Raw genomic sequence first — 23,091 nt, forward strand, 5'->3', positions numbered from 1 at the left:
TGCGAGCCGGTGCGAAATTGCAGAACGTGGAATGGCGCGCCGGATATTTTTGGCGACGAGTGGCAAGCGCGCATGTGCGTGAAAGTCAGACGATATGGCGCGACCCCATCGGGGGCGTGCGAGGAAATACGCGGGAGAATGAAAAGCAAAGCGGCCCGCTTTGGGGCCGCGCAGTGCTGCAGTGATGGGGAATTCGAGCCCGGCGGCAGCCGGGCGCTTGCGTTCAGCGGCTCGCCAGCGCGTGGTCGCTCTCGTCGGCGTTGTCGTTGTCCGCCGTGGCGCGTGTGGTGTCGCTGTCGCCGGTCTGAGCGGTCTGCGTGCCGCCGTTGTTCCAGACCACCGTGTTGTTCACGGCGTAGAGACGGCACGGATCGGCGCTGTGCTTTTCGCAGTTCGAAATCGCCACGGCCATCGGATTATCGCCGCCTTCGGCCCACGACCATGCGCCGGAGTCGGACACCGCGAATGCGCGGCTCGGATACTGCTTGAGGAAGTTGCGATAACCGTCGCGGCCCGCCTGATCGACGAAAGGCACCGCGCCGACCGAGTCGATCTGCGCGAAGCCGGTGCCGCGTGGCGCGGCCTGCGTGGCCACGCGGTACTGGACCGCCGTCGGCAGGCCACGGTTCGCAAGGAACGCCTCGACCGTGGGCCACCAGATCTTCACGCCGTCGCGATCGCCTACAAGGCGATGCGCATCGTTCTTGTACGCGCCGAAGTCCACGAGCTTCGCCGTCGCGCCCGAGCGGTCCTCACCCGTTTGCGCGTCGCGGTAAGCGGTGAACATCTTCGTGACGAGATCGGGCGACCAGACCGAATCGTTGTCGCCGTAGAGCCAGAGCGAGGCCACGCGGGCCTTGCCGCCGTAGTCGCCGAACGCCTGGGTCAGGTTGTTCTGCCAGCCGGTGCAGGCGTCCTGGCGCAGACCACCCGAGAAGTTGATGAGCGCCCGCACGCCGCTCGCCGCCTCGGTGCCATAGGCCATGGTGGCGAGGCCCCCGTGCGAGGTGCCCGCGACGATGATCTGGGTAGCGTCGACATAGGGTTGCTTCGACATGTACGCGATGGTCGAAGCGACATCGGCCGCCTGGCCGAGGCCGTTGCTCGCGACGTCGCAACCGTCCTGCTGATACGAGCCGCCCGAATCCGCGAAGCCCTGGCGGTTCGGCGCGACGACGACATAGCCGCGGCGCACGAATTCGCGCGCGAACGAAAGCGGGTCGCTACGTGCCTGGAGGTGCGGGTCGCCGGGAATCTTGCCGTGGTTGAAGATCACCATCGGGAACGGCCCGGGGCCGTTCGGTCGATAAATCGTGGTTTCGAGCGTGACGTCGCCGGATCCATCCACGGGAACGCGGATCACCTGCTCGTTCATGGTGGCGGGCACGACGGGCAGATACGCGTCGTCGAGCGCAATACGCGGTACGTTGGCGCTGCCGAGAGGACCGCCTGCGAGGTTCGCTTGAGTCGCGTTGGCGGAATGGGCTGCGGAGGTGTTGGCGGCGAGTTGCGGGTTCGCGCTCGCACTTGCCGGATCGGAAAGCGACGCTGCGTGAGCAACCGAAAGCACACACGCGGTGCCGGCTACGACCCATCCGGTAAGGAGCTTCCTGAACGCCATGCGCTACACCACCTGCAAAAGACTTGCTGCTGTGATTCCGACAACCGTCCGATCATGACCCGTGGTTCGGCCCTTTCAGGGCACAACGAGACACCGTTGCGCCTGGCCGCGAGGCCAGGAGCGGGTATGTGACCCGTCACGTGGGATTGCATCGATCAGAACACCTGCGCGGCGCAGTTCTATCGTCGATCAGACCCGCCGCCAGCACCCGTTTGCAGTCGACACATGCATATGTGAAAAAGCTTTTTCACTATGCACTTACGTATCGTGCAGGGCACCGTGATTAGATACTCGCACGACAAATATTTGTTGTGCAATTCAGGGGTAACCCGGCATAAGGCATGCCAACCATGCGCGGCCCTATGAGGCATGGCGCATATGCGGCTTTCGGTAAGTCGCAAATGGGCGAGTATTTAAAAAAGGTCCGGGAGGCGAGCGTCGCGCGCGGACAACAGTCACGCGACTACTCAGTAAGCGCTTGTTTGCAAAGACATTATTTCCGGCGCCATGACGGCAAACCAGGGCGGGAACTCACAGCGGCCAATTCCGGCCGCAGTCAGCTATTCGTTAGCCCGACGAAACGTCACCGTCAACATAACGCCAGCGTCCGTCTTCACCGCGCGTGAAGCGGCTCGTCTCGTGCAGCCGGAACGCCCGGCCGCCCGTTTTGTAGCGCGCGACGAATTCGACGATCGCGTGCGTGTCGTCGCGCTGTTCGTGGCGCTTGATGGCAAGTCCGAGCCAGCGCGGGGCGCCAACGGCTGCGGGGTCCACGTCGAGATCGGCGGGACAGGTCTCGGGCGCCCACGTCGCGCGCAGATACGCCTCGTCGCCCAGTACATACGCCGTGTAGCGCGAGCGCATCAGTTCAAGCGCGGTGGCGGGCACCGCCGCGTCGTCGATGAAGCGGCCACAGCACTGCGCGTAGCGCGGCGCCCTGGCGCCCGACTTCTGGTTGGGCGCGGCGCCGCCGCAGGGACAATCGGCGGGCCGGGTAGTTGTTCCGGTACCGCGCGCGGTTTCAGCGTTCATGAGTCAGGGCTCCGTTGCGAGAGCCCGCAAGCGTAGCGCAGACGAGCGGCGCTTTACCAGTCGAGTTCCGTGCCGTCGTACTGGAAGAAGCGGCCATTGAAGACGTCGCGCGCAGCGGCCGCCTCGGCCACCACCTCGCGCATGCCGGTGACACTCACCACCGGGTCGATCGCCGCGTGCGCGCCGCCCATGTCGGTGCGCACCCAGCCCGGATGAAGCGCGACGCACGTGGCGCGGCGCGTTTGCAGCGAGGTGATCTTCAGCACGTCGTTGAGCGCGGCCTTGCTCGCGCGATAGAGCCAGCCCGTCGTGCCCGTGGTCTCCGCAATGCTGCCCATGCGACTCGACAGCACGCCGAGCACACCGTGGGCTTCGTCGACGAGCGGCAGCAGGATCGGGATCAGTTGCATTGGGCCGCGGACGTTGGTGTTCATCACGTATTCGAAGTCCTCAGCCGTGATGGTTTCGACGCCTTCGGTGCGCGGACCATAGACGCCCGAGACGACGAGCGCCACGTCGAGCCGCTCGCCGTCGAGCTTCCAGCCGAGCGCGGCGATTTCCTCGGGAATCGCGATATCGAGCTGGAAGGTCTGCGCTCCGATTGCGCGCAAGGCTTCGAGCGCCTCGGGCCCGCGCGCCGTGGCCAGCACGCGCCAGCCGGCCTTCGTATATTGCCGGGCGAACTCGAGACCCAGGCCCCGCGACGCGCCCACGATCAGCACTGTTTTCATCTCGCCACCTTATCTGTCCGTGTATTGAAACCGCTGCAGCGCGCCGCCGCCCCGCCTTTGACGCGGCGCGCTTCTTCTGGCGCTAGCCTACAGCAGTTCGACGCCCATCGCCGTGGCTTCTCCGCCGCCGATGCACAGCGTCGCCACGCCGCGTTTGCCGCCGCGCGCGCGCAACGCGCCGATCAGCGTCACGAGAATACGCGCGCCCGAAGCACCGATCGGGTGACCGAGCGCGCACGCGCCACCGTTCACGTTGACCTTCTCGTGCGGCAGATCGTGCTCCTTCATCGCGGCCATCGTGACCACGGCAAAGGCCTCGTTGATCTCGTAGAGATCGACGTCGCTCGCTTTCCAGCCGGTCTTCTCGAACAGCTTGTTGATCGCGCCCACCGGGGCGGTCGTGAACTTCGCGGGGTGTTGCGCGAAGGTGGAATGGCCTGTCACGCGTGCGAGCGGCGTGAGGCCGAGCTGCTTCGCCGTGGACTCGCGCATCATCACGAGCGCCGCCGCGCCGTCCGAGATCGACGACGAGTTCGCGGCTGTCACCGTGCCGGTCTTGCTGAACGCGGGCTTGAGCGTCGGGATCTTGTCGAGGTTGGCCTTGAAGGGCTGCTCGTCGCGCTCGATGAGCGTCTCACCCGCGCGCGAAGCCACCTTCACCGGCGCGATTTCCCACGCGAACGAACCGTCCTCGTTCGCGCGTTTCGCGCGCTTGAGCGACTCGATCGCGAACGCGTCCTGGCGCTCGCGCGAGAAGTCGAACTCGCCCGCGCATTCTTCCGCGAACGTGCCCATCAGGCGGCCCTTGTCATAGGCGTCTTCGAGGCCGTCGAGGAACATGTGGTCGAGCACCTGGCCGTGGCCCATGCGCATGCCGGCGCGCGCCTTCGGCAACAGGTACGGCGCGTTCGACATGCTCTCCATGCCGCCCGCGACGATCACGTCGGCCGAGCCCGCCAGCAGCATGTCATGCGCGAACATCGCCGCGCGCATGCCCGAGCCGCACATCTTGTTGACGGTCGTCGCACCCGCGGCAAGCGGGAGCCCCGCGCTGAGCGCCGCCTGGCGCGCGGGCGCCTGGCCCTGCCCTGCGGGCAGCACGCAGCCCATCACAACCTCGTCGACCTGTTCGGGCTTCAAACCGGCGCGCTCGACGGCCGCCGCGATCGCAGCCGCGCCAAGCTGCGGCGCGGTGAGCGACGCGAAATCGCCCTGAAAACCCGCCATCGGCGTGCGCGCCACCGAAACGATCACGATAGCGTCCTGCTTTTGCGTCTCACTCATGTTTCTGCTCCTTGATGAATCCGTTTGAATTCGCTTGAATCTGTTTGAATCCGTTCGAACCTGTTTGCCGCGCGCTCAAGCGACGCGCACAGCCGGCGCGTCTTCACGCACGAAACGTTCGGGGTATCGCACGCTGAAGCGTATCGATGCGTCGTAAGGAAAGCAGTCTGGCACCTCGCCCGCGATGAGCCTCGCGCGGCTCTCCTGCCAGAGTGTGGGCTCGAAGAAGTCCGCGTGATGCGCGAGAAAAGCGCGCTTCACGCGCGGATCGCCGAGCAGAAAGGCACCGTACGTCTCCGGAAAAATGTCGCGCGGGCCGACTGGGTACCATGGCTCACCCGATAGTTCGTCTTCCTCATTACGTGACGGTGGCACGGCGCGCACGTTGCAGTCGGTGAGATATTCGATCTCGTCGTAGTCGTAAAACACCACGCGGCCATTGCGCGTCACGCCGAAATTCTTGTAGAGCATGTCGCCCGGAAAGATGTTCGCGCGCAGCAGGTCTTTGATCGCATTGCCGTATTCACGAATGCCGTGTTCGACTTCAGCGTCGCTGCCGTTCTGCAGATAGAGATTGAGTGGCACCATGCGCCGCTCGATGTACACATGGCGGATCACGAGGTTCTCGCCCTCGTACTCGATCATCGACGGCGCCAGCGTTTCCAGTTCGCGCACGAGCGCATCGTCGAGCCGTGCGATGGGTAGCGCAACGCTCGAATATTCGAGCGTGTCGGCAAGCCGCCCGAGGCGGTCGTGGCGCTTCACGAGCTGATACTTCTGCACCACCTGCTCGCGCGTGGTCTCCTTCGGCGCGGGAAAGCTGTCCTTGATGACCTTGAACACGTACGGATACGAGGGCAGCGTGAACACGATCATCACCATGCCGCGTATGCCGGGCGCGATGATGAACGGATCGCTCGAATGCGAGAGGTGGTGCAGCAAGTCGCGATAGAACAGGTTCTTGCCCTGCTTCTGCAACCCGATCGACGTGTAGATCTCGCCCTTGGCCTTGCGCGGCATGATCGTGCGCAGAAACTCCACATAGGCCGACGGCACTTCCATGTCCACCAGAAAATACGAGTGCGAAAAGCTGAAGAGGACCAGGAGTTCCTCGAGGCGCAGCAGCACCGTGTCCAACGCGAGCTTGCCGTCCTCCACGTGACGCACCGGCACGACGAACGGCGCAAGCAGATCGCCGTTGATGATGCGCCCGACGATATACGCGCCCTTGTGCCGGAAAAACAGCGACGAAAGCACGTGAATCTGGAAGTTCGGCTTGGGCTCGACCACGCCGAAGGTGTCGAGCATCGCCTGCACGATGCAGTCGACATCGCGCTCGAGGTCTTCGAACGGCGTCTCCAGCTGGAAGTTCGTGACGATGCGCTCGAGCGTCGCCGCGAGCCCGTCCTTGCCCGGATAGTACGCACGGTAGGTGGGCTTCGCGGCAGGCTCGTCGTTCTCGATGTATTCGGTCGAGATGGCGGGCCGCACGAAGATGAAATCGTTGTTGAAGTACGAGCGGTGCAGGATCTTGCAGCACACGGAGTTGAAGAACGTCTCCGCGCATTCGGGCTGCCGGTGCGTCGTGAGCAGGCCAATGTAGTGCAGTTTGATCTGCTGCCAGACGTCGTCGTCGATGCTCTCGGCGCCGTATTCGTCTTCGAGTGCGACCACGCATTCCTTCACGCGATCGTCATAGGAAGCGATGCGCTCGCGCGCGAGCTGCTGCAGCGCGCGCCAGTCGGCAGCTTCGAAGAACGTCCGCGCCCTCACGGCCGCGTCGCAGAAGTTGCGGTAGTGACGGTCGAAGCCGTCGAGCATGGTCTGCGCGACATCGAAGCCAATCTGCGAGGAGAGCAGTTTCGGGAAGTGTTTCATGGCGGCCATGCCCGTTTCGCAAGCACAAGCGTCAGGTTTTCGCGGGGGCGTCGCTTTCGTGCGCCGCGCTCTGGTGCGCCGCATTCCGCTCGAGCAGCGCGCGCGCCTGCGTCTCGTACTGCGCGAGGTCTTCGAGCGTCGCGTCGAGGTCCGCTCGCTGGCGCTCCAGTATCTCGCGGTGATGCACCACGGTGTCGAGGAACGCCTGGAGCTGCGGAAGCGTGTCGGTCGGCGACTCGTAGAGGTCGAGCAGCGTGCGGATCTCCGAAAGCGTGAAGCCGAGCCGCTTGCCGCGCAGTGTCAGCTTGAGCCGCGTGCGATCGCGCCCCGAAAAGACGCGCTTCAGCCCCCCCGCACCTTCGCGGCTCGGCGCAAGGAGGCCTTGGTCCTCGTAGAAGCGGATCGCGCGCGGCGTTACGTCGAATTCCCGGGCAAGTTCGGTGATCGTGTACTGGGTCGTCATGATGTGCGGAAGGCGGCTGGCCCGGCTGTTGTCTGCACGACAGCGCGAGTGAAGATAGAATCGACGTTTACGTTATCGTCAAGCAGGCGGTTGCGCAACCGGCGACGACAATGCATGAGACAAGCTTTGCATGGGGCCGGAGTCAGTGCTAACGCACTAACCCCGGTCGACCGCTTTGCATGGGGCCAGAGTAAGCGCTAAAGCGCTAACTCTGGTCGACAGGAGAAGACACCCCCAATGAACGCCCTCGAACACCAGCTCGACTATCCCTACGCCGACACCCTGCCGGAGCCCGGCCTCGCCTTCGATGTCGCGCCGGGCGTGAAATGGCTGCGCATGCCGCTGCCGTTTGCGCTCGACCACATCAACCTCTGGCTGCTGCGCGACGAGATCGACGGCCAGCAAGGCTGGACCGTGGTGGACTGCGGCATCACCAACGACACCATCAAGGCCCGCTGGGAAGCCGTGTTCGAGAACCAGCTGGAAGGCCTGCCGGTGCTGCGCGTGCTCGTCACGCACTGCCATCCCGACCATATCGGCCTCGCTCACTGGATCTGCGCGGGCGGCGACAAAGCACGCTGGGACGTGCGCCTGTGGACCACGCTCGGCGAATACATGCAGGCCCGCGTGATGGCCGCCGGCGACGGCTCGAACGCGGGCGGCGAAGGCGCGGCGCGCCATTTCGCGCGCCACGGCCTCACGGACGAAGCTTCGCTCGACAAGCTGCGCAACCGCCGCGGCTATTACGGCAGCCTCGTACCCGCGCTGCCCACGCAGTACCGTCGCCTGCGAGAAGCCGATACGGTGGCGATCGGTGGGCGCGACTGGCGCGTCATCACGGGCTACGGCCATTCGCCCGAGCATTGCGCGCTGTTTTGCGAAGAGACCGGCGTGCTGATCTCCGGCGACATGGTGCTGCCGCGCATCTCGACCAACGTCTCCGTGTTCGACATGGAGCCGGAGGGCAACCCGCTCGGCCTGTATCTGGAATCGCTCGGCCGCTACGAAACGCTGCCCGAGAACACGCTCGTGCTGCCCTCGCACGGCAAGCCGTTCCGGGGCGTGCGCACGCGTATCGCGCAACTGCGCGCGCACCATGACGCGCGTCTCGCCGAGGTGCTGGAAGCATGCGAGCGAGCGCCGCAAAGCGCCGCCGACATCGTGCCGATGATGTTCAAGCGCGAACTCGACATCCACCAGATGACCTTCGCAATGGGCGAAGCGCTCGCGCACCTGAACCTGCTGTGGCTCGCGGGCAAGCTCACGCGCACGACCGGCGCGGACCGGGTGATCCGCTTCGCCGCCTGATTGGCTGGCGCACACAAACGAAAACGGGCGGCCCGCAAGGAGCCGCCCGTTTTCACGTGGCGCGAGGCGTGAGACGCGCTAGTTCGAGCCGCCCGTGATCAGATCGGCGCCCTGAGGCCGCACGAACTTGAAGGTCGAAGCCGGCAGTGGCGGGTTCTTTTCGATGTTGGAGAACGTGAGCAGCGTCACGTTGCCGAACACGTCATGGAGTTCCATGGCTTCGAGGTTGCCGTCGCGAAAGCCGATGCCCACGCTCTTGAACTGCGTGTCCTTCGACTTCGGAATCAGCTCCAGCCAGTCGATGCCGTTCTTCACGCCCGCATCCGAGAGCGTGAAGTTCTTGTCGAGATCGTTGCTGCCGAACAGGATCGCCGCCGGGCTCGCGCCGAGCGCGCCGCCAAGCTTGCGCTCGGTCACCTGGTTCAAGTCCTTGTCGTAGACGAAGAGGTTGTCGCCGTCCGACTGCAGGAGCTGCTGATACGGCTTCTCATACGACCAGATGAACTTGCCGGGCCGCGCGAACACGAACGTGCCGCTCGACGTTTTGGCGTTCAGCGTGGCCGTGGCAATGGCGTCGCTGGCGTTCTTCGCACCCGACGGCGCCTTGAGTTCGCGCTGCACGAAGCTGCCGCGCGCGGAATGGACCTGCGAGACGAACTGCTTGAGTTGATCGGTGCCGCTCGCATATGCCTGCGAGACGATCAGGACCGACGCGCCGAGTGTGGCAAAAGCCGCGCGGAAAAGCGCGCGGCGCGCAGTGCGCGCAAAGCGGGTCGGAAGTCCAGCCGGATACTGCATCTATCGTTCTCCAAGAGGTGTGTCTTTGGCCGCCGGAATGCCCCAAACGCCAGAGGGGCCGCCAGAACGGCGGCCTGGCGTGGCCTATTCGGCGTCGCCGCGGCTGGGCACGAGGATCTCGCGGTTGCCGCTCGACGACATCGCCGAAACGAGCCCGGACTGCTCCATCTGTTCGAGCAGCCGCGCCGCCCGGTTGTAGCCAATGCGCAAGTGCCGCTGTACGAGCGAAATCGACGCGCGGCGATTCTTGATGACCACTTCGACGGCCTGATCGTACAGCGGATCGGACTCGTCGCCGGTGCCGCTGGTTCCCGCAGCCGTACCCTCGTCGCCCTCGCCTCCCACGCCGCCTTCGAGGATGCCCTCGATATAGTTCGGCTCGCCCTGCTCCTTGAGCTTCTCGACCACGCGATGCACTTCGTCGTCGCCGACGAACGCGCCGTGCACGCGCACGGGCAAGCCCGAGCCCGGCGGCAGGTAGAGCATGTCGCCCATGCCGAGCAGCGACTCGGCGCCCATCTGGTCGAGAATCGTGCGCGAGTCGATCTTCGAGGACACCTGGAACGCAATACGCGTGGGCACGTTGGCCTTGATGAGGCCCGTGATGACGTCCACCGAAGGCCGCTGCGTAGCGAGAATCAGGTGAATACCCGCCGCGCGCGCCTTCTGCGCGATACGCGCGATCAGCTCTTCGACCTTTTTGCCGACCACCATCATGAGGTCGGCGAGTTCGTCGATCACGACCACGATATGCGGCAGCTTCTGACACGGCTCCGGATCGTCCGGCGTGAGGCTGAACGGGTTCGGGATCTTCTCCTCGCGCTTGTTCGCCTCTTCGATCTTGTTGTTGTAGCCCGCCAGATTGCGCACGCCCAGCTTGCTCATGAGCTTGTAGCGGCGCTCCATCTCGGCCACGGTCCAGTTCAGCGCGTTGCCGGCCTGGCGCATGTCGGTGACAACCGGGCAGAGCAGATGCGGAATGCCCTCGTAGACGCTCATTTCGAGCATCTTCGGGTCGATGAGGATCATGCGGACCTGCTCCGCGCTCGCCTTGTACAGCAGCGAGAGGATCATCGCGTTGATCCCCACCGACTTGCCCGAGCCGGTCGTGCCGGCCACGAGCAGGTGAGGCATCTTCCCGAGATCGGCGCAAACCGGCTTGCCGCCGATGTCCTTGCCAAGGCCCATGGTAAGCGCTGAAGGCGCGTCGGAATAAACCGCCGAGCCGAGAATCTCGGAAAGGCGCACGGTCTGGCGGCGCTGGTTCGGCAGTTCCAGCGCCATGAAATTCTTGCCCGGAATCGTTTCCACCACGCGGATCGAGACGAGTGAGAGCGAACGCGCAAGGTCCTTCGCGAGGTTCACGATCTGGCTGCCCTTCACGCCTGTGGCCGGTTCGATCTCGTAGCGCGTGACGACCGGCCCCGGATACGCGGCCACCACGGCCACGTCCACGCCAAAGTCCTTGAGCTTCTTCTCGATCAAGCGCGAGGTGAATTCGAGCGTGTCGTCGGAGATGGTTTCCTGGGTTGCCGACGCCGGGTCGAGCAGCGAGATCGCTGGCAGCGTGGAATCGCCCGGCAGGTCCTTGAAGAGCGGTACCTGCCGCTCTTTTTCCACGCGCTCGGAGCGCTGCGGCGTGACCACTGGTGGCACGATCGTGACCGGCTCGTGCTCCTCGATCTTCACGCGGCCGCGCTCGACCTTGCCTTCGCGCTTCACGGCCGCCGCTTCGCCAAGCTTGCGGTCGCGGCCAGCCTCGCGGCGCAGCCTGGCCATGGTCACCGCGTTGATGATGTACTCGCCGACTCTTTCGGCAACCGAAAGCCACGAGAAGCGGAAATAGAGCGAGAGACCGATCCCGAGCGCGAGCAAGAGCGCGAGCGTGCCTCCCGTGAAGCCGAGTGCGTGCGAAACGCCTCGCGCAACCGCCCCGCCCACCACGCCGCCAGGCGTCTGGGGCAGTTGCACTTTGAGCGACCACATGCGCAGCGCTTCGATGCCGCAGCTCGACAGCATGACGAGCACGAACGACAAGGCTTCGGCGACCCAGCTGATGTCGCGCGGCTTGTCGTCGTCATCGTCGGCAATCGCCTCGTTGCGCGTGATGCGCTGGTAGTTCGCCGAGATGAGGCGCCCGAGCAGCACGATCCACCAGTAGGCGGAGAGGCCGAACAGCAGCAGCAGGATGTCCGAGACGCGCGCGCCGACGCGCCCGGCCCAGTTCGAGATGTGGTCGACCTGGGCCGCGTGCGTCCAGCTCGGGTCGTGGCGGCTGTAGCTGATGAGCGCCATCAGCAGGAACACGCCTAGCGCGACCTGCAGGATCCAGCGAATTTCGGTGAAAAGGCGCGACATGCGGTGAGGCAATGCCTGCGCCTGCGCGGAATAGGGAGCTTTGGCCATTGAATCCTGGGCTGATTCTTGATGCGTTTGCGGTCCGCGAGTCCTTCCGTATGCCCGAAACCCCGGGCAGACGGGCGCGGCCGCCGTCGTCCGATCCGGCCTATTGTAAACGCGTTGTTTCGGCCAGGGCGCCCCCTCGCTGTAAATGACGGTAACTGACAACGGTGTAGGGGCGGCGTCGGGCTGCGTCAGGCCTGCCGATCCGCCCTGCCCACGCCGCCGCAAGATCCAGCCTATCGCTGCGATCAGTAAGCTTCATCGAGCGGCCGTCTTCCCCCGCCTTTATAATTGCGCGCTGATGCCCAACTACATGCGTGAGCCCCGCCGCAACGCCGGGCGGCCCTAGCCGGGCGCGCCTCGGCCAGCCGCCCGCAATTTCGCGCCACGCAGCGTCTTTCTACGGAATTCGATCATGTCTGCAACCAAACACGCCAAAGTCCTGATTCTCGGTTCCGGCCCCGCCGGCTATACGGCTGCCGTTTATGCCGCGCGCGCGAACCTTTCGCCGCTGCTCGTCACCGGTCTTGCCCAGGGCGGCCAGCTCATGACGACGACCGACGTCGAAAACTGGCCCGCAGACCCGAACGGCGTGCAAGGCCCCGAGCTGATGCAGCGTTTCCTCGAGCACGCCGAGCGCTTCAACACGGAAATCGTGTTCGATCACATCCACACGGCCAAGCTGAACGAAAAGCCCATCCGCCTGATCGGCGACTCGGGCGAGTACACCTGCGACTCGCTCGTCATCGCGACTGGCGCGTCGGCGCAGTACCTCGGTCTGCCGAGCGAAGAACTGTACATGGGCCGCGGCGTCTCGGCCTGCGCAACCTGCGACGGCTTCTTCTATCGCAATCAGCACGTCGCCGTGGTTGGCGGCGGCAATACTGCGGTTGAAGAAGCGCTGTACCTCTCCGGCATCGCGAAGAAGGTCACGGTCATTCACCGCCGCGACAAGTTCCGCGCCGAGCCGATCCTGATCGACCGCCTGCTGGAAAAGGAAAAGGAAGGCGTGGTCGAGATCAAATGGGATCACGTGCTCGATGAAGTGAAGGGCAACGAAGGTGGCGTGAACGGCCTGCGCATCAAGAACCTGAAGACGGGCGAGACCACGGACCTCGATCTGCAGGGTCTGTTCGTTGCGATCGGCCACAAGCCGAACACGGATATCTTCGAAGGCCAGCTCGAGATGAAGAACGGCTACATCATCACGAACGGCGGCCTGAACGGCAACGCCACCGGCACGAGCGTCCCGGGCGTGTTCGCGGCCGGCGACGTGCAGGATCACGTCTACCGCCAGGCGATCACGAGCGCGGGTACGGGCTGTATGGCCGCACTCGACGCCCAACGCTACCTCGAAACCGTGAACGAACTGGGCCAGGCGCATGTGATGAGCGCCGAAGCCGATCGCTGAAGCTCGCGAGCGCCGCCCTGTCCTTCGATCGGGCGGCCGCAAACGCGCGGGGCGCCACGCCGCTAGAATAGCGGTCTGAAGCCCGGCGGCGCACCGGCAACGAGGGCCGCGGCCAGCCAGCCGGCGGCCCTTCGCTTTTTGCGGCGGTTCGTGCGCAGAGCCAACGATTTACCCAGCAGATTTACCCAGCGTCTTTCGCCATGCCCAAGAACGTGCCCCATCCGGGCGAGCCCAAGCGCCCCGCCTCCGCGCGCCCTGCTCCGGCGCCCGCGCCTCTTCCCGCAGCAGACGAAGCCGCGTCCGGGAAGACGGCTTCTGGCTTGGCCGGCCTCGGCAGCCTGCGCGACGCCCTCAAGGTGCAAACGCGCCAGCGCGAGCGCGAACGCGTGGTCGCACAGGCGGCGCGCGTCGAAGCCGCGGCCGACAGCGACCTCTTTCGCCGCGAGATCGGTCAGGTCGCACCGCTCAAGCAGCCGACGCGCGCGCAGCCGCGCCGCGAGGCCCCCGTGCCGCTGCCGCTGCAAACGCGCCTGGACGAGCAGGCCGTGCTGCACGAAGCGATCTCCGACGAATTCGACCCGGAAGCGCTTCTCGATACCGACGACTCGCTGTACTACCACCGCCCCGGCGTGACCGAGGAGGTCGTCAAGAAGCTGCGGCGCGGCACGTGGATCGTGCAGGCGCAGCTCGACCTGCACGGCATGCGCCGCGAAGAAGCGCGCGAGGCGTTGCAGAATTTCATCCGCGAGGCGGGCAAGCGCGGACTGCGCTGCGTGCGCGTGATCCACGGCAAGGGCCTCGGCTCCATCGGCAAGGAGCCGGTGCTCAAGGGCAAGGTGCGAGCGTGGCTCGTGCAGAAGGAAGAAGTGATCGCGTTCTGCCAGGCGCGGCCGCACGACGGCGGCGCGGGTGCGGTGCTCGTGCTGTTGCAGCCGCATCCGGTCGGGCACGGACAACACCATCATCACGCGCCCTGACCGAACCCGTCATCGGCGTGTCGATATGAAAAAACCCCGTTGCTGCTCACGCAGCCAACGGGGTTTTTTTATCGCATCAGGAACATCCGGCGAACGACGATCAGGCGAGGCGCTCTTCCGTCTTCGGATCGAACAGCACGGCTTTCGAAACGTCGAACAGCAGGTCCATGTTGTTGAGCGGCTGCGGGTTCGCGCCCGGGTGGACGCGGCTCACGATGCGCTTGCCGTTGACCTGCGCGAACACGAGCGTGTCCGGACCGGTCGGCTCGATCACGTCGACCTTCACCGAGTGGCGCTGCAGTTCGTGACCATGGCCGTCGTGCGAGCTGCGCGCGTCGGTGATGCGCTCCGGGCGCAGGCCCAGCACCACTTCCTGGCCGATCTGGCTGCGCAGTTTGTTCGCTTCGAACGGCAGGTTCAGCACATTGCGCGCCACACCCGTGTCCAGTTCGATGCCAATACCCGAGCCCTGCTCCACCAGCTTGCCGTTGATGAAGTTCATCGGCGGCGCGCCGATGAAGCCCGCCACGAAGAGGTTCGACGGCGAGTCGTAGATGTCCTGCGGCGCGCCGAACTGCTGCACGATGCCGTCCTTCATCACTGCGATGCGGTCGCCCAGCGTCATTGCCTCGATCTGGTCGTGCGTCACGTAGACGATGGTCTTGCCCACGCGCTGATGCAGCAGCTTGATTTCCGAACGCATCTCGATACGCAGCTTGGCGTCGAGGTTCGACAGCGGCTCGTCGAACAGGAACATGATCGGGTCGCGTGCGAGCGCCCGACCCATGGCGACGCGCTGGCGCTGGCCGCCTGAGAGCTGGCCCGGCTTGCGGTCAAGCAGATGCTGGATCTGCAGCATGCTGGAAACGCGGTCGACGATCTGCGTCTGTTCCGCCTTCGGCACCTTGCGGATATTCAGACCGAACGAGATGTTCTCGCGCACCGTCATGGACGGATAGAGCGCGTACGACTGGAACACCATTGCGATATCGCGATCTTTCGGCGAGAGGTTGTTCACCACCTTGCCGTCCATCATGATCTCGCCCTTGGTCACGGTTTCAAGACCCGCAATCATGTTGAGCAGCGTCGACTTACCGCAACCCGAGCCGCCGACCAGAATCAGGAACTGGCCGTCTTCGATGTCGATGTTCACGCCCTTGAGGACGGGGACCCCGTTCGGGTAGGTCTTGTAGACGTCGCGAATGGAAAGGCTTGCCATGCTATGAATCCTTTAATCGAATGCGGGGGTTAGCCCTTCACCGCGCCCGCCGTGAGACCGCGCACGAAGTAGCGGCCGGCGATTACGTAGACGAGCAGCGTGGGCAGCGCGGCGATGATCGCGCCGGCCATGTCGACGTTGTATTCCTTCACGCCCGTGGACGTGTTCACGAGATTGTTCAGCGCCACCGTGATCGGCATCGAATCGACGCCCGAGAACACGATACCGAACAGGAAGTCATTCCAGATCTGCGTGAATTGCCAGATCAGGCACACCATGAAGATGGGCAGCGAGATCGGCATCATGATGCGCGTGAAGATCATGAAGAAACCGGCGCCGTCGATGCGCGCGGCTTTCACGAGTTCAGCGGGCACGCTCACGTAGAAGTTGCGGAAGAACATCGTGGTGAACGCAATGCCGTACACGACGTGCACCAGCACCAGGCCGCCGATCGTGTTCGAAAGGCCGAGGAAGCCTTCGAGACGCGCCATCGGCAGCAGGATGGCCTGGAACGGGATGAAGCAGCCCACCAGCAGCATCGTGAAGAGCGCGTCCGCGCCGCGAAAACGCCAGTGCGTGAGCACGTAACCGTTGAACGCGCCGATGATCGACGAGATCAGCACGGCCGGAATCACCATCTTCACGGAGTTCATGAAGAACGGCTGCATGCCGTCACAGCGCACGCCGGTACACGCTTCGCTCCACGCCTTGATCCACGGCGCGAAGGTCGGGCTCGTGGGCAGCGAGAGCATGGTGCCCGAGTGAATCTGGTCGAGCGACTTGAACGACGTCGACAGCATCACGTAGAGCGGGAACAGGAAGTACAGCGCGAACAGGATCAGCGCCGCGTACACGACCACGCGGCTCACAGTCATCTTAGGCTGCATTGCGCGTGCTCCTCGATTCCAGATACATGAGCGGCACGAGCACGGCCACCACCGTCGCGAGCATCATCATCGACGAAGCTGCGCCAACGCCGAGTTGCCCGCGGTTGAACGAAAACGTGTACATGAAGATGGCCGGCAGCGACGACGACGTACCCGGACCGCCCGCGGTGAGCGCGACGACCAGGTCGAACGTCTTGATCGTGATGTGGCACAGGATCAGCAGCACCGAGAAAAACACCGGACGCATGCTGGGAATCACGATCTTGCGATAGATCGTGGGCAGCGTCGCGCCGTCCACCTGAGCCGCCTTGAAGATTTCGCTGTCGACACCGCGCAGGCCGGCGAGGAATAGCGCCATGCAGAAGCCCGTGGATTGCCACACAGCGGCGACCACGATACAGAAAATGGCGCGGTCCGGATTGTTTAGCCAGTCGAGCTGGAAGCTCGTCCAGCCGATGCTGTGCATCACTTGCTGAATGCCGAGATCCGGATTGAAAATCCACTGCCAGGCCGTGCCCGTGACGATGTACGAAAGCGCCATCGGATAGAGGAACACGGCGCGCAACGCGCCTTCCTGACGAATCTGCTGGTCGAGCAGGATCGCGAGGAACAGCCCGAGCGCCACGCAAATCGCGATGAACGGGATGCCGAACCACCCGAGGTTCTGCGCCGACGTCCACCAGACGTCGTTGGAGAACAACTCGCGATAGCGGTCGAGACCGGCGAATTCGTAGCGAGGCATCAGTCGCGAGGTCGAAAGCGACAAATAGCCGGTAACGAGAATGAAGCCGTAGACGAAAAAGAGGCTGATCAGAATGCTGGGCGAAAGCACCAGCTTCGGGATCCAGCGGTCTGCGAGCGCCGCCATGGGCGACGCGCGGCGGGTAGCAGGCGTGGCCGCCTTGCCGTTGCCGCTAAGAGAAGCAGTCACTGCGCAACTCCTGTTACGGTGCGAAAACAGCTTTCGCACGATGATGGGGTTCAGAGGGTGAACCGTCATGCCCGGGGCGCGCCACGTGTGGCGCACCCCGTCTTACAGCACTAACTTACGTCGATCACTTCGTCTTCGCAGCCTTCGCGAGCGCTTCCACCGCGCTCTTCGAATCCTGGTTCGAGTTCATGAACTTCGTCACGACGTCGGTGATCGCACCGGCCGCTGCGTCCGGCTGAGCCATGCCGTGCGCGAGCGACGGCACATAGCCGCCTGCCTTGATCGCGGTTTGCTCATCCGCGTACGACTTCTTGGCGCAGTCGTCGAACTTGCTCATGTCGACGCCCAGACGCACCGGGATCGAACCCTTGTACAGGCTGAACTGCTCCTGGAATTCCGGGCTCATGATCGTCTTCGCGAGCGCGAGCTGACCAGGCGTTGCCGCCTTTTGGCCCTTCTGCTGGAAGAACACGAACGAGTCGACGTTAAAAGTGTAGGACTTTGCGGTGCCCGGCACTGCTGCACAAACGTAGTCCGTACCCGGCTGCTTGTTCGCGTTCGCGAACTCGCCCTTCGCCCAGTCGCCCATGAACTGCATGCCGGCCTTGCCGTTGATGACCATGGCCGTGGCGAGGTTCCAGTCGCGGCCCGTGCGGCCGTTATCCATGTACGACTCGATCTTGCGGACCGTGTCGAACACGCCGACCATCTGCTGCGACGTCAGGGTCTTCTGGTCGAGGTCGACGAGCGCCTTCTTGTAGAAGTCCGCGCCCTGCGAGAGGACCACGTCTTCCCACAGCGTCAGGTCTTGCCAGGGCTGGCCACCGGCTGCGACCGGCTGGATGCCTGCGGCCTTGAACTTGTCAGCCAGCGCGAAGAATTCCGGCCACGTGGTCGGCGCCTTGCCGCCGACCTTGTCGAGCGCTGCCTTGTTGATCCACACCCAGTTCACGCGGTGCACCGAGAACGGTGCAGCGACGTAGTGACCGTCTGCGTGGATGATCTTGTCGATTTGCGGCGGGAGGTTGGCCTTCCAGTCGCCTGCGACGGAGTCGATCGGCACCAGCACGCCTTGCTCGGCCCATTCCTGAATCAGCGGACCCTTGATCTGGGCAGCCGAAGGCGCATTGCCCGAGATCACCTGGGTCTTCAGTGCGGTCATGGCCGCCGCGCCCGCGCCACCGGCGACCGCGAAGTCCTTCCACACATAACCCTGCTTCGTCATGTCGTCCTTGAGCACGCCAACGGCCTTCGACTCGCCGCCCGAGGTCCACCAGTGCAGCACTTCAAGAGACTCGGCCGCTTGCGCCGTGGCGACGCCACCCAACAGACCTGCTGCGCACAGGGCGCCCATGATCGCGCGGAATTTCATTGCTTATCTCCTCCAGACACCTGAACAAAAAACGATTGGCCCCTGATCGCCAGGGTGCGGTGGTTGGTCAAACAGGCAAAACAGGCAAAACACTGGACGGACGGGCGCCGGAGTGCCGCGCGCGTGCTTTTCATTAGATGCGCGCGGGCCGCGTGCCGGTTACCGGCCGCAGGACGCTCAAGAGATGAGTGGATCTGAATGCAACTTGACTGTCTCCTCTTTTGATTTTCACCGGCCACCTGGCCGGCCGAGGCGCCGCTTGCGTCACGCGGCCTTGAAGCCCCCGCACGCTGGGGAACCGGGCGCACGGCTGACTGGCAAGCCGGGCTGAGTCCCGCGTGGTTCTCCGTTAACATGAGGGGGCATTCCGTCCGCTCGCGAAACCGCGCAAACCGCCTTGCTGGCTGCGTTTCACGCTTTTTTCATCGAATGAACGTTACCTCTTGATTTGGATTGTAGTTAAACTACAATTCAGTGTCAAAAAAAATTTTATCGGACTACGGCCGCCCGATCGCCCACATCGATGAACACCCGATGTAACCTGCTGCGGCCCCCCAGGACTCTGACTGAGACTCATGCAAACCCAGATCGAATCAGGTTTCACGTTCGTGCTCTTCGGCGCCACCGGCGACCTGTCGATGCGCAAGATTCTCCCAGCCCTGTATGAAGCGCACCGTTCAGGCATGCTCGCGGAGTCGGGCAAGATCGTGGGCGTCGCGCGCCACGAAGAGGATCGCGCAGCGTACATCCAGTGGGTCGACGAGCACGTCAAGCCGCATGTGACGAAGAACGGCGGCTTCGAAGACAACGCGTGGGCCAGCTTCCTCGAGCGCATCGTCTATGTGAAGCTCGACCTCTCGCGCGCCGAAGACTTCACCCACTTGCGCGACGGCATCGCGTCGCTGCCCGGCATTCGTGTGTTCTATCTGGCCACGGGCCCGTCGCTCTTCGTGCCGATCTGCCGCGCGCTCGCCGCCGTCGGCCTGAACGAGAACTCGCGCATCGTGCTGGAAAAGCCGCTCGGCTACGACCTCAAGTCGTCGAATGCGATCAACGACGCCGTGGGCGAGATCTTCGCCGAAGGCCAGATCTACCGGATCGACCACTACCTCGGCAAGGAGCCGGTGCAGAACCTGCTCGCGCTGCGTTTCGGCAACGCGCTCTTCGAGCCGCTGTGGCGCCGCGAGTGGGTCGAGAGCATCCAGATCACGATTGCCGAAGAACTGGGCGTCGAGGCGCGCGGCGATTTTTATGACAACACGGGCGCGCTGCGCGACATGGTGCAAAATCACCTGTTGCAGCTGCTTTCGATCGTCGCCATGGAACCGCCGCATTCGATGGATTCGGATTCGGTGCGTGACGAAAAGCTTCGCGTGCTGCGCGCGCTCAAGCCGATCAACCCGCTCGACATCAGCAAGGTCGCGGTGCGCGGGCAGTATCACGCGGGCGTGATCCGCGGCCAGTCGGTGCCGGGCTATGCGACCGAGCATGGCGTGAAACCCGAGAGCCACACCGAGACCTTCGTGGCGCTCAAGGTGGAGATCGAGAACTGGCGCTGGGCGGGCGTGCCCTTCTTCCTGCGCACCGGCAAGCGTCTTGCCGACCGCGTGGCCGAGATCGTCGTGAACTTCCGCCCGGTGCCGCATTCGGCGCTCGGCGCGCCGGCGCTGCGCCCGGGTGCGAACCGCCTCGTGATCCGGCTGCAGCCGAATGAGAACATCCGCCTCTACTGCCTCGCGAAGCAGCCCGGCGAAGGCATGAATCTCGCGAGCGTGCATCTGGATCTCGCGTTCGACCAGTTCTTCCGCGAAGGGCAGATGGAGGCTTACCAGCGCCTGCTGCTCGACGTGATCAACGGCCGCCTCGCACTCTTCGTGCGCCGCGACGAGCAGGAAGCGGCGTGGACGTGGGTCGAGCCGATCCTGAACGAGTGGGCCGCTTCGCCGCGTGCGCCCAAGCCGTACGCGGCCGGCACATGGGGACCGGCGGCGGCGAGTGCGATGCTCGCGCAGCACGGTACTTGCTGGCTCGAAGAAGAGAACTGATGGGATTGCATGGCAACGCACAGTGAGTGCGAAGCCGGACCGGACAGATGAACGACCCTGTAGACCTACAAAAAAGCAGCATGGAGGAGAAGTGATCGAGCTTCACGTATTCGACGACCCGCGCGTCCAATCCGACGCGCTGGCGCGAGCCGTGGGAGACGCGCTACATGCGTCGCTCGCCGCTCAGCAAGCGGCGCCCGGTACTACCGTGCGCCGTGCAACGCTCGCCGTCTCCGGCGGCACGAGCCCGCGCCCCTTCCTCGAGACCCTTTCGACGCACCGCTTCGACTGGGCGCACATCGACGTCACGCTCGTCGACGACCGCTGGGTGCCCGACACCGACTCCGCGAGCAACGCGCGCCTCGCGCGCGAGACGCTGCTCACGCACGAAGCGGCCAGCGCGCGCTTCCTGCCGCTCGTCGATGTGGCGCAGGATCTCGACGCACACGTCGCCGCACTCAACGCCGACCCGGCCCGCAAGCTTCCGAGCGTCGCCGTGCTCGGCATGGGCGAGGATGGCCATACGGCCTCGATTTTCGCCGATGCCCCCGAATGGCACGAAGCGATCACCACGGCGCGCCCGTTCGTGGCCGTGCATCCGCAGGCCGCGCCGCACGCGCGCGTTTCGTGGTCGATGCAGGCGCTGCGCCAGGTCGATCGGCTGTTCCTGCTGATCGCGGGACAGCGCAAGCTCGAAGTGCTGCAGCAGGCCGCCGCGGCCGAACAAAACAACGCCATCTCGAAGCTGGCGAACGACAAGGGAGTGAGACTCGATGTCTACTGGTGCGCCTAATAAAAACGCCCCTGGCGCAGGCCAGCACGCCGACGGTCCGAGGCTGCTCGCCGACATCGGCGGAACCAATGCGCGCTTCGCGCTGGAAACGCGTCCCGGCGAGATCGGCCAGGTGCGCGTGTATCCGTGCGCGCAGTATCCGGGCGTGGCGGAAGTGATCCAGCAATACCTGAAGGACAACAAGATCGGTCGCGTGAATCATGCGGCCATCGCCATTGCGAATCCGGTCGACGGCGACCAGGTGCGCATGACCAATCACGACTGGACCTTCTCGATCGAAGCGACGCGCCGCGCGCTTGGCTTCGACACGCTGCTGGTCGTCAACGATTTCACCGCGCTCGCCATGGCGCTGCCCGGCCTGACCGACTCGCAGCGCGTGCAGGTGGGCGGCGGCCAGCGCCGCCAGAACAGCGTGATCGGCCTGCTCGGTCCGGGCACGGGTCTCGGCGTCTCGGGTCTCATTCCCGCCGACGACCGCTGGATCGCGCTCGGCAGCGAAGGCGGCCACGCAAGCTTCTCGCCGCAGGACGAGCGCGAAGACATCGTGCTGCAGTTCGCGCGCAAGAAGTGGCCGCATGTGTCGTTCGAGCGCGTGTGCGCGGGGCCCGGCGTCGAGCTCATCTATCGCGCGCTCGCCGCACGCGACAAGAAGAAAGTGCCCGCGGAGATCAACCCGGCCGAAATCGTGAAGCGCGCCCATGATGGCGAAGCGCTCGCGGTCGAGACCGTCGAATGCTTCTGCGGCATTCTCGGCAGCTTCGCGGGCAACATCGCGATGACGCTCGGTTCGCTCGGCGGCATCTACATCGGCGGTGGCGTGGTGCCGCGCCTGGGCGAACTGTTCACGCGCTCGTCGTTTCGCCAGCGCTTCGAGTCCAAAGGCCGTTTCGACACCTATCTCGCGAACGTGCCCACCTACGTCATCACGGCGGAGTATCCGGCGTTCCTCGGCGTTTCGGCCATTCTCGCGGAGCAGCTTTCGAATCGCGCGGGCGCCGGATCGTCGGCCGTGTTCGAACGCATTCGCCAGATGCGCGACGCGCTCACCCCCGCCGAGCGCCGCGTGGCCGACCTCGCGCTCAACCATCCGCGCTCGATCATCAACGATCCGATCGTCGATATCGCGCGCAAGGCCGACGTGAGCCAGCCCACGGTCATCCGCTTCTGCCGCTCGCTTGGCTGCCAGGGCCTCTCGGACTTCAAGCTCAAGCTCGCCACGGGCTTGACGGGCACGATTCCGGTAAGCCACAGCCAGGTGCATCTGGGCGACACCGCCACGGACTTCGGCGCGAAGGTGCTCGACAACACCGTCTCGGCCATCCTGCAATTGCGCGAACACCTGAACTTCGAGCAAGTCGAGAATGCGATCACGCTGCTCAATGGCGCGCGCCGCATCGAGTTCTATGGCCTCGGCAATTCGCACATCGTCGCGCAGGACGCGCACTACAAGTTCTTCCGCTTCGGCATCCCGACCATCGCCTATGGCGACCTGTACATGCAGGCCGCTTCCGCCGCGCTGCTCGGCAAGGGCGACGTGATCGTGGCCGTTTCGAAGTCGGGCCGCGCGCCGGAACTGCTGCGCGTACTCGACGTCGCGATGCAAGCGGGCGCGAAGGTGATCGCAATCACGTCGAGCAACACGCCGCTCGCCAAGCGCGCGACCGTGGCGCTCGAAACCGATCACATCGAGATGCGCGAGTCGCAGCTTTCGATGATCTCGCGCATTCTGCATCTGCTGATGATCGACATCCTCGCGGTGGGCGTCGCGATTCGCCGCGCTTCGCCCGATGCGGATCTGGGCAATGCCGTCGAAAAGGCGCGCGAGCATGCCGACGACGACGCATCGGCCGTGCTCGACTGGCTGAGCCACGGCGCGTCGCCTACGGCGCGCGACTGAAGTCCGCTCGTTCGAGCGATGAAAAAAATGGGACGCCTCGG

Annotated in this window: 18 protein-coding genes; 6 read left to right on the forward strand and 12 right to left on the reverse strand. The window is 64.5% G+C overall.

The genetic code is table 11. The features are described from left to right. Positions 1-223 precede the first annotated feature (223 nt). The 6 genes from L0U83_RS10520 to L0U83_RS10545 form a co-directional block, all read right to left on the reverse strand. On the reverse strand, positions 224-1,621 hold the full coding sequence (locus L0U83_RS10520) for a dienelactone hydrolase family protein (protein ID WP_233882447.1): 1,398 nt from the start codon (positions 1,619-1,621) through the stop codon (positions 224-226). A gap of 567 nt (positions 1,622-2,188) precedes the next feature. Then, positions 2,189-2,653 carry a YchJ family protein gene (locus tag L0U83_RS10525; RefSeq protein ID WP_233882448.1) on the reverse strand — a complete coding sequence of 155 codons (465 nt, stop codon included), beginning with the start codon at positions 2,651-2,653 and terminating at the stop codon, positions 2,189-2,191. 53 nt (positions 2,654-2,706) lie between these two features. Further along, a complete protein-coding gene (locus L0U83_RS10530) occupies positions 2,707-3,384 on the reverse strand; it encodes an SDR family oxidoreductase (RefSeq protein WP_233882449.1) in 678 nt (225 codons plus the stop codon). A gap of 87 nt (positions 3,385-3,471) precedes the next feature. Continuing rightward, entirely contained in the window at positions 3,472-4,668 is a 1,197-nt protein-coding gene (locus L0U83_RS10535) for an acetyl-CoA C-acetyltransferase (RefSeq protein ID WP_233882450.1), read from the reverse strand. Positions 4,669-4,743: 75 nt separating this feature from the next. Further along, positions 4,744-6,546, reverse strand: a complete 1,803-nt coding sequence (gene aceK / locus L0U83_RS10540; protein WP_233883865.1) for a bifunctional isocitrate dehydrogenase kinase/phosphatase — start codon at positions 6,544-6,546, stop codon at positions 4,744-4,746. A 31-nt stretch (positions 6,547-6,577) separates the two neighbouring features. Beyond that, positions 6,578-7,009, reverse strand: coding sequence for a MerR family transcriptional regulator (locus tag L0U83_RS10545; RefSeq protein WP_233882451.1), 432 nt, complete (start codon positions 7,007-7,009; stop codon positions 6,578-6,580). A 237-nt stretch (positions 7,010-7,246) separates the two neighbouring features. On the opposite strand from L0U83_RS10545, the gene L0U83_RS10550 reads away from it, so the two are divergent. After that, on the forward strand, positions 7,247-8,317 hold the full coding sequence (locus L0U83_RS10550; RefSeq protein ID WP_233882452.1) for an MBL fold metallo-hydrolase: 1,071 nt from the start codon (positions 7,247-7,249) through the stop codon (positions 8,315-8,317). A 78-nt stretch (positions 8,318-8,395) separates the two neighbouring features. Here L0U83_RS10550 and lolA read toward each other — a convergent pair whose 3' ends face one another. Further along, positions 8,396-9,115, reverse strand: a complete 720-nt coding sequence (gene lolA, locus L0U83_RS10555) for an outer membrane lipoprotein chaperone LolA (protein WP_233882453.1) — start codon at positions 9,113-9,115, stop codon at positions 8,396-8,398. Positions 9,116-9,199: 84 nt separating this feature from the next. Then, the gene (locus L0U83_RS10560) at positions 9,200-11,521 is read right to left on the reverse strand and encodes a DNA translocase FtsK (protein ID WP_233882454.1); all 2,322 of its coding nucleotides are present in this window, start codon (positions 11,519-11,521) and stop codon (positions 9,200-9,202) included. A 412-nt stretch (positions 11,522-11,933) separates the two neighbouring features. Here L0U83_RS10560 and trxB point away from each other — a divergent pair, with 412 nt between their 5' ends. Both trxB and L0U83_RS10570 read left to right on the forward strand, forming a co-directional pair. Continuing rightward, complete coding sequence (gene trxB / locus L0U83_RS10565; RefSeq protein ID WP_233882455.1) at positions 11,934-12,929, forward strand: thioredoxin-disulfide reductase; 996 nt, start codon at positions 11,934-11,936, stop codon at positions 12,927-12,929. Between the two features lie 200 nt (positions 12,930-13,129). After that, positions 13,130-13,906 (forward strand): Smr/MutS family protein, encoded by a 777-nt coding sequence (locus L0U83_RS10570; protein WP_233882456.1) that lies wholly within the window; start codon positions 13,130-13,132, stop codon positions 13,904-13,906. Positions 13,907-14,006: 100 nt separating this feature from the next. On the opposite strand, the gene L0U83_RS10575 is transcribed toward L0U83_RS10570, so the two are convergent. From L0U83_RS10575 to L0U83_RS10590, 4 genes are all read right to left on the reverse strand, one after another. Beyond that, the gene (locus L0U83_RS10575; RefSeq protein ID WP_233882458.1) at positions 14,007-15,125 is read right to left on the reverse strand and encodes an ABC transporter ATP-binding protein; all 1,119 of its coding nucleotides are present in this window, start codon (positions 15,123-15,125) and stop codon (positions 14,007-14,009) included. Positions 15,126-15,154: 29 nt separating this feature from the next. After that, positions 15,155-16,012 (reverse strand): carbohydrate ABC transporter permease, encoded by an 858-nt coding sequence (locus L0U83_RS10580; RefSeq protein ID WP_233882460.1) that lies wholly within the window; start codon positions 16,010-16,012, stop codon positions 15,155-15,157. Further along, positions 16,002-16,943, reverse strand: coding sequence for a carbohydrate ABC transporter permease (locus L0U83_RS10585; protein ID WP_201695460.1), 942 nt, complete (start codon positions 16,941-16,943; stop codon positions 16,002-16,004). The genes L0U83_RS10580 and L0U83_RS10585 overlap by 11 nt, the downstream gene beginning before the upstream one ends. A 124-nt stretch (positions 16,944-17,067) precedes the next feature. Continuing rightward, the gene (locus L0U83_RS10590) at positions 17,068-18,315 is read right to left on the reverse strand and encodes an ABC transporter substrate-binding protein (protein ID WP_233882462.1); all 1,248 of its coding nucleotides are present in this window, start codon (positions 18,313-18,315) and stop codon (positions 17,068-17,070) included. A 575-nt stretch (positions 18,316-18,890) separates the two neighbouring features. Here L0U83_RS10590 and zwf point away from each other — a divergent pair. The 3 genes from zwf (at position 18,891) to L0U83_RS10605 (ending at position 23,050) form a co-directional block, all read left to right on the forward strand. After that, a complete protein-coding gene (gene zwf / locus L0U83_RS10595; protein ID WP_233882465.1) occupies positions 18,891-20,360 on the forward strand; it encodes a glucose-6-phosphate dehydrogenase in 1,470 nt (489 codons plus the stop codon). 91 nt (positions 20,361-20,451) lie between these two features. Further along, on the forward strand, positions 20,452-21,153 hold the full coding sequence (gene pgl, locus L0U83_RS10600; RefSeq protein WP_233882473.1) for a 6-phosphogluconolactonase: 702 nt from the start codon (positions 20,452-20,454) through the stop codon (positions 21,151-21,153). Then, the gene (locus L0U83_RS10605) at positions 21,134-23,050 is read left to right on the forward strand and encodes a bifunctional transcriptional regulator/glucokinase (protein ID WP_233882475.1); all 1,917 of its coding nucleotides are present in this window, start codon (positions 21,134-21,136) and stop codon (positions 23,048-23,050) included. The genes pgl and L0U83_RS10605 overlap by 20 nt, the downstream gene beginning before the upstream one ends. The last annotated feature ends 41 nt before the right edge of the window (positions 23,051-23,091 follow it).

Source organism: Paraburkholderia flagellata, from assembly GCF_021390645.1.
In the GTDB taxonomy this organism is placed as follows: Bacteria; Pseudomonadota; Gammaproteobacteria; order Burkholderiales; family Burkholderiaceae; genus Paraburkholderia; species Paraburkholderia flagellata.

Coding starts and splice junctions, on each gene's coding strand:
- L0U83_RS10545 (WP_233882451.1), bottom strand. CDS start 7,009: ATGACGACCCAGTACACGATCACCGAACTTGCCCGGGAATTCGACGTA.
- L0U83_RS10550 (WP_233882452.1), top strand. CDS start 7,247: ATGAACGCCCTCGAACACCAGCTCGACTATCCCTACGCCGACACCCTG.
- L0U83_RS10580 (WP_233882460.1), bottom strand. CDS start 16,012: ATGCAGCCTAAGATGACTGTGAGCCGCGTGGTCGTGTACGCGGCGCTG.
- L0U83_RS10570 (WP_233882456.1), top strand. CDS start 13,130: ATGCCCAAGAACGTGCCCCATCCGGGCGAGCCCAAGCGCCCCGCCTCC.
- L0U83_RS10560 (WP_233882454.1), bottom strand. CDS start 11,521: ATGGCCAAAGCTCCCTATTCCGCGCAGGCGCAGGCATTGCCTCACCGC.
- lolA (WP_233882453.1), bottom strand. CDS start 9,115: ATGCAGTATCCGGCTGGACTTCCGACCCGCTTTGCGCGCACTGCGCGC.
- L0U83_RS10525 (WP_233882448.1), bottom strand. CDS start 2,653: ATGAACGCTGAAACCGCGCGCGGTACCGGAACAACTACCCGGCCCGCC.
- aceK (WP_233883865.1), bottom strand. CDS start 6,546: ATGAAACACTTCCCGAAACTGCTCTCCTCGCAGATTGGCTTCGATGTC.
- L0U83_RS10530 (WP_233882449.1), bottom strand. CDS start 3,384: ATGAAAACAGTGCTGATCGTGGGCGCGTCGCGGGGCCTGGGTCTCGAG.
- L0U83_RS10575 (WP_233882458.1), bottom strand. CDS start 15,125: ATGGCAAGCCTTTCCATTCGCGACGTCTACAAGACCTACCCGAACGGG.
- L0U83_RS10535 (WP_233882450.1), bottom strand. CDS start 4,668: ATGAGTGAGACGCAAAAGCAGGACGCTATCGTGATCGTTTCGGTGGCG.
- zwf (WP_233882465.1), top strand. CDS start 18,891: ATGCAAACCCAGATCGAATCAGGTTTCACGTTCGTGCTCTTCGGCGCC.
- L0U83_RS10605 (WP_233882475.1), top strand. CDS start 21,134: ATGTCTACTGGTGCGCCTAATAAAAACGCCCCTGGCGCAGGCCAGCAC.
- trxB (WP_233882455.1), top strand. CDS start 11,934: ATGTCTGCAACCAAACACGCCAAAGTCCTGATTCTCGGTTCCGGCCCC.
- L0U83_RS10590 (WP_233882462.1), bottom strand. CDS start 18,315: ATGAAATTCCGCGCGATCATGGGCGCCCTGTGCGCAGCAGGTCTGTTG.
- L0U83_RS10520 (WP_233882447.1), bottom strand. CDS start 1,621: ATGGCGTTCAGGAAGCTCCTTACCGGATGGGTCGTAGCCGGCACCGCG.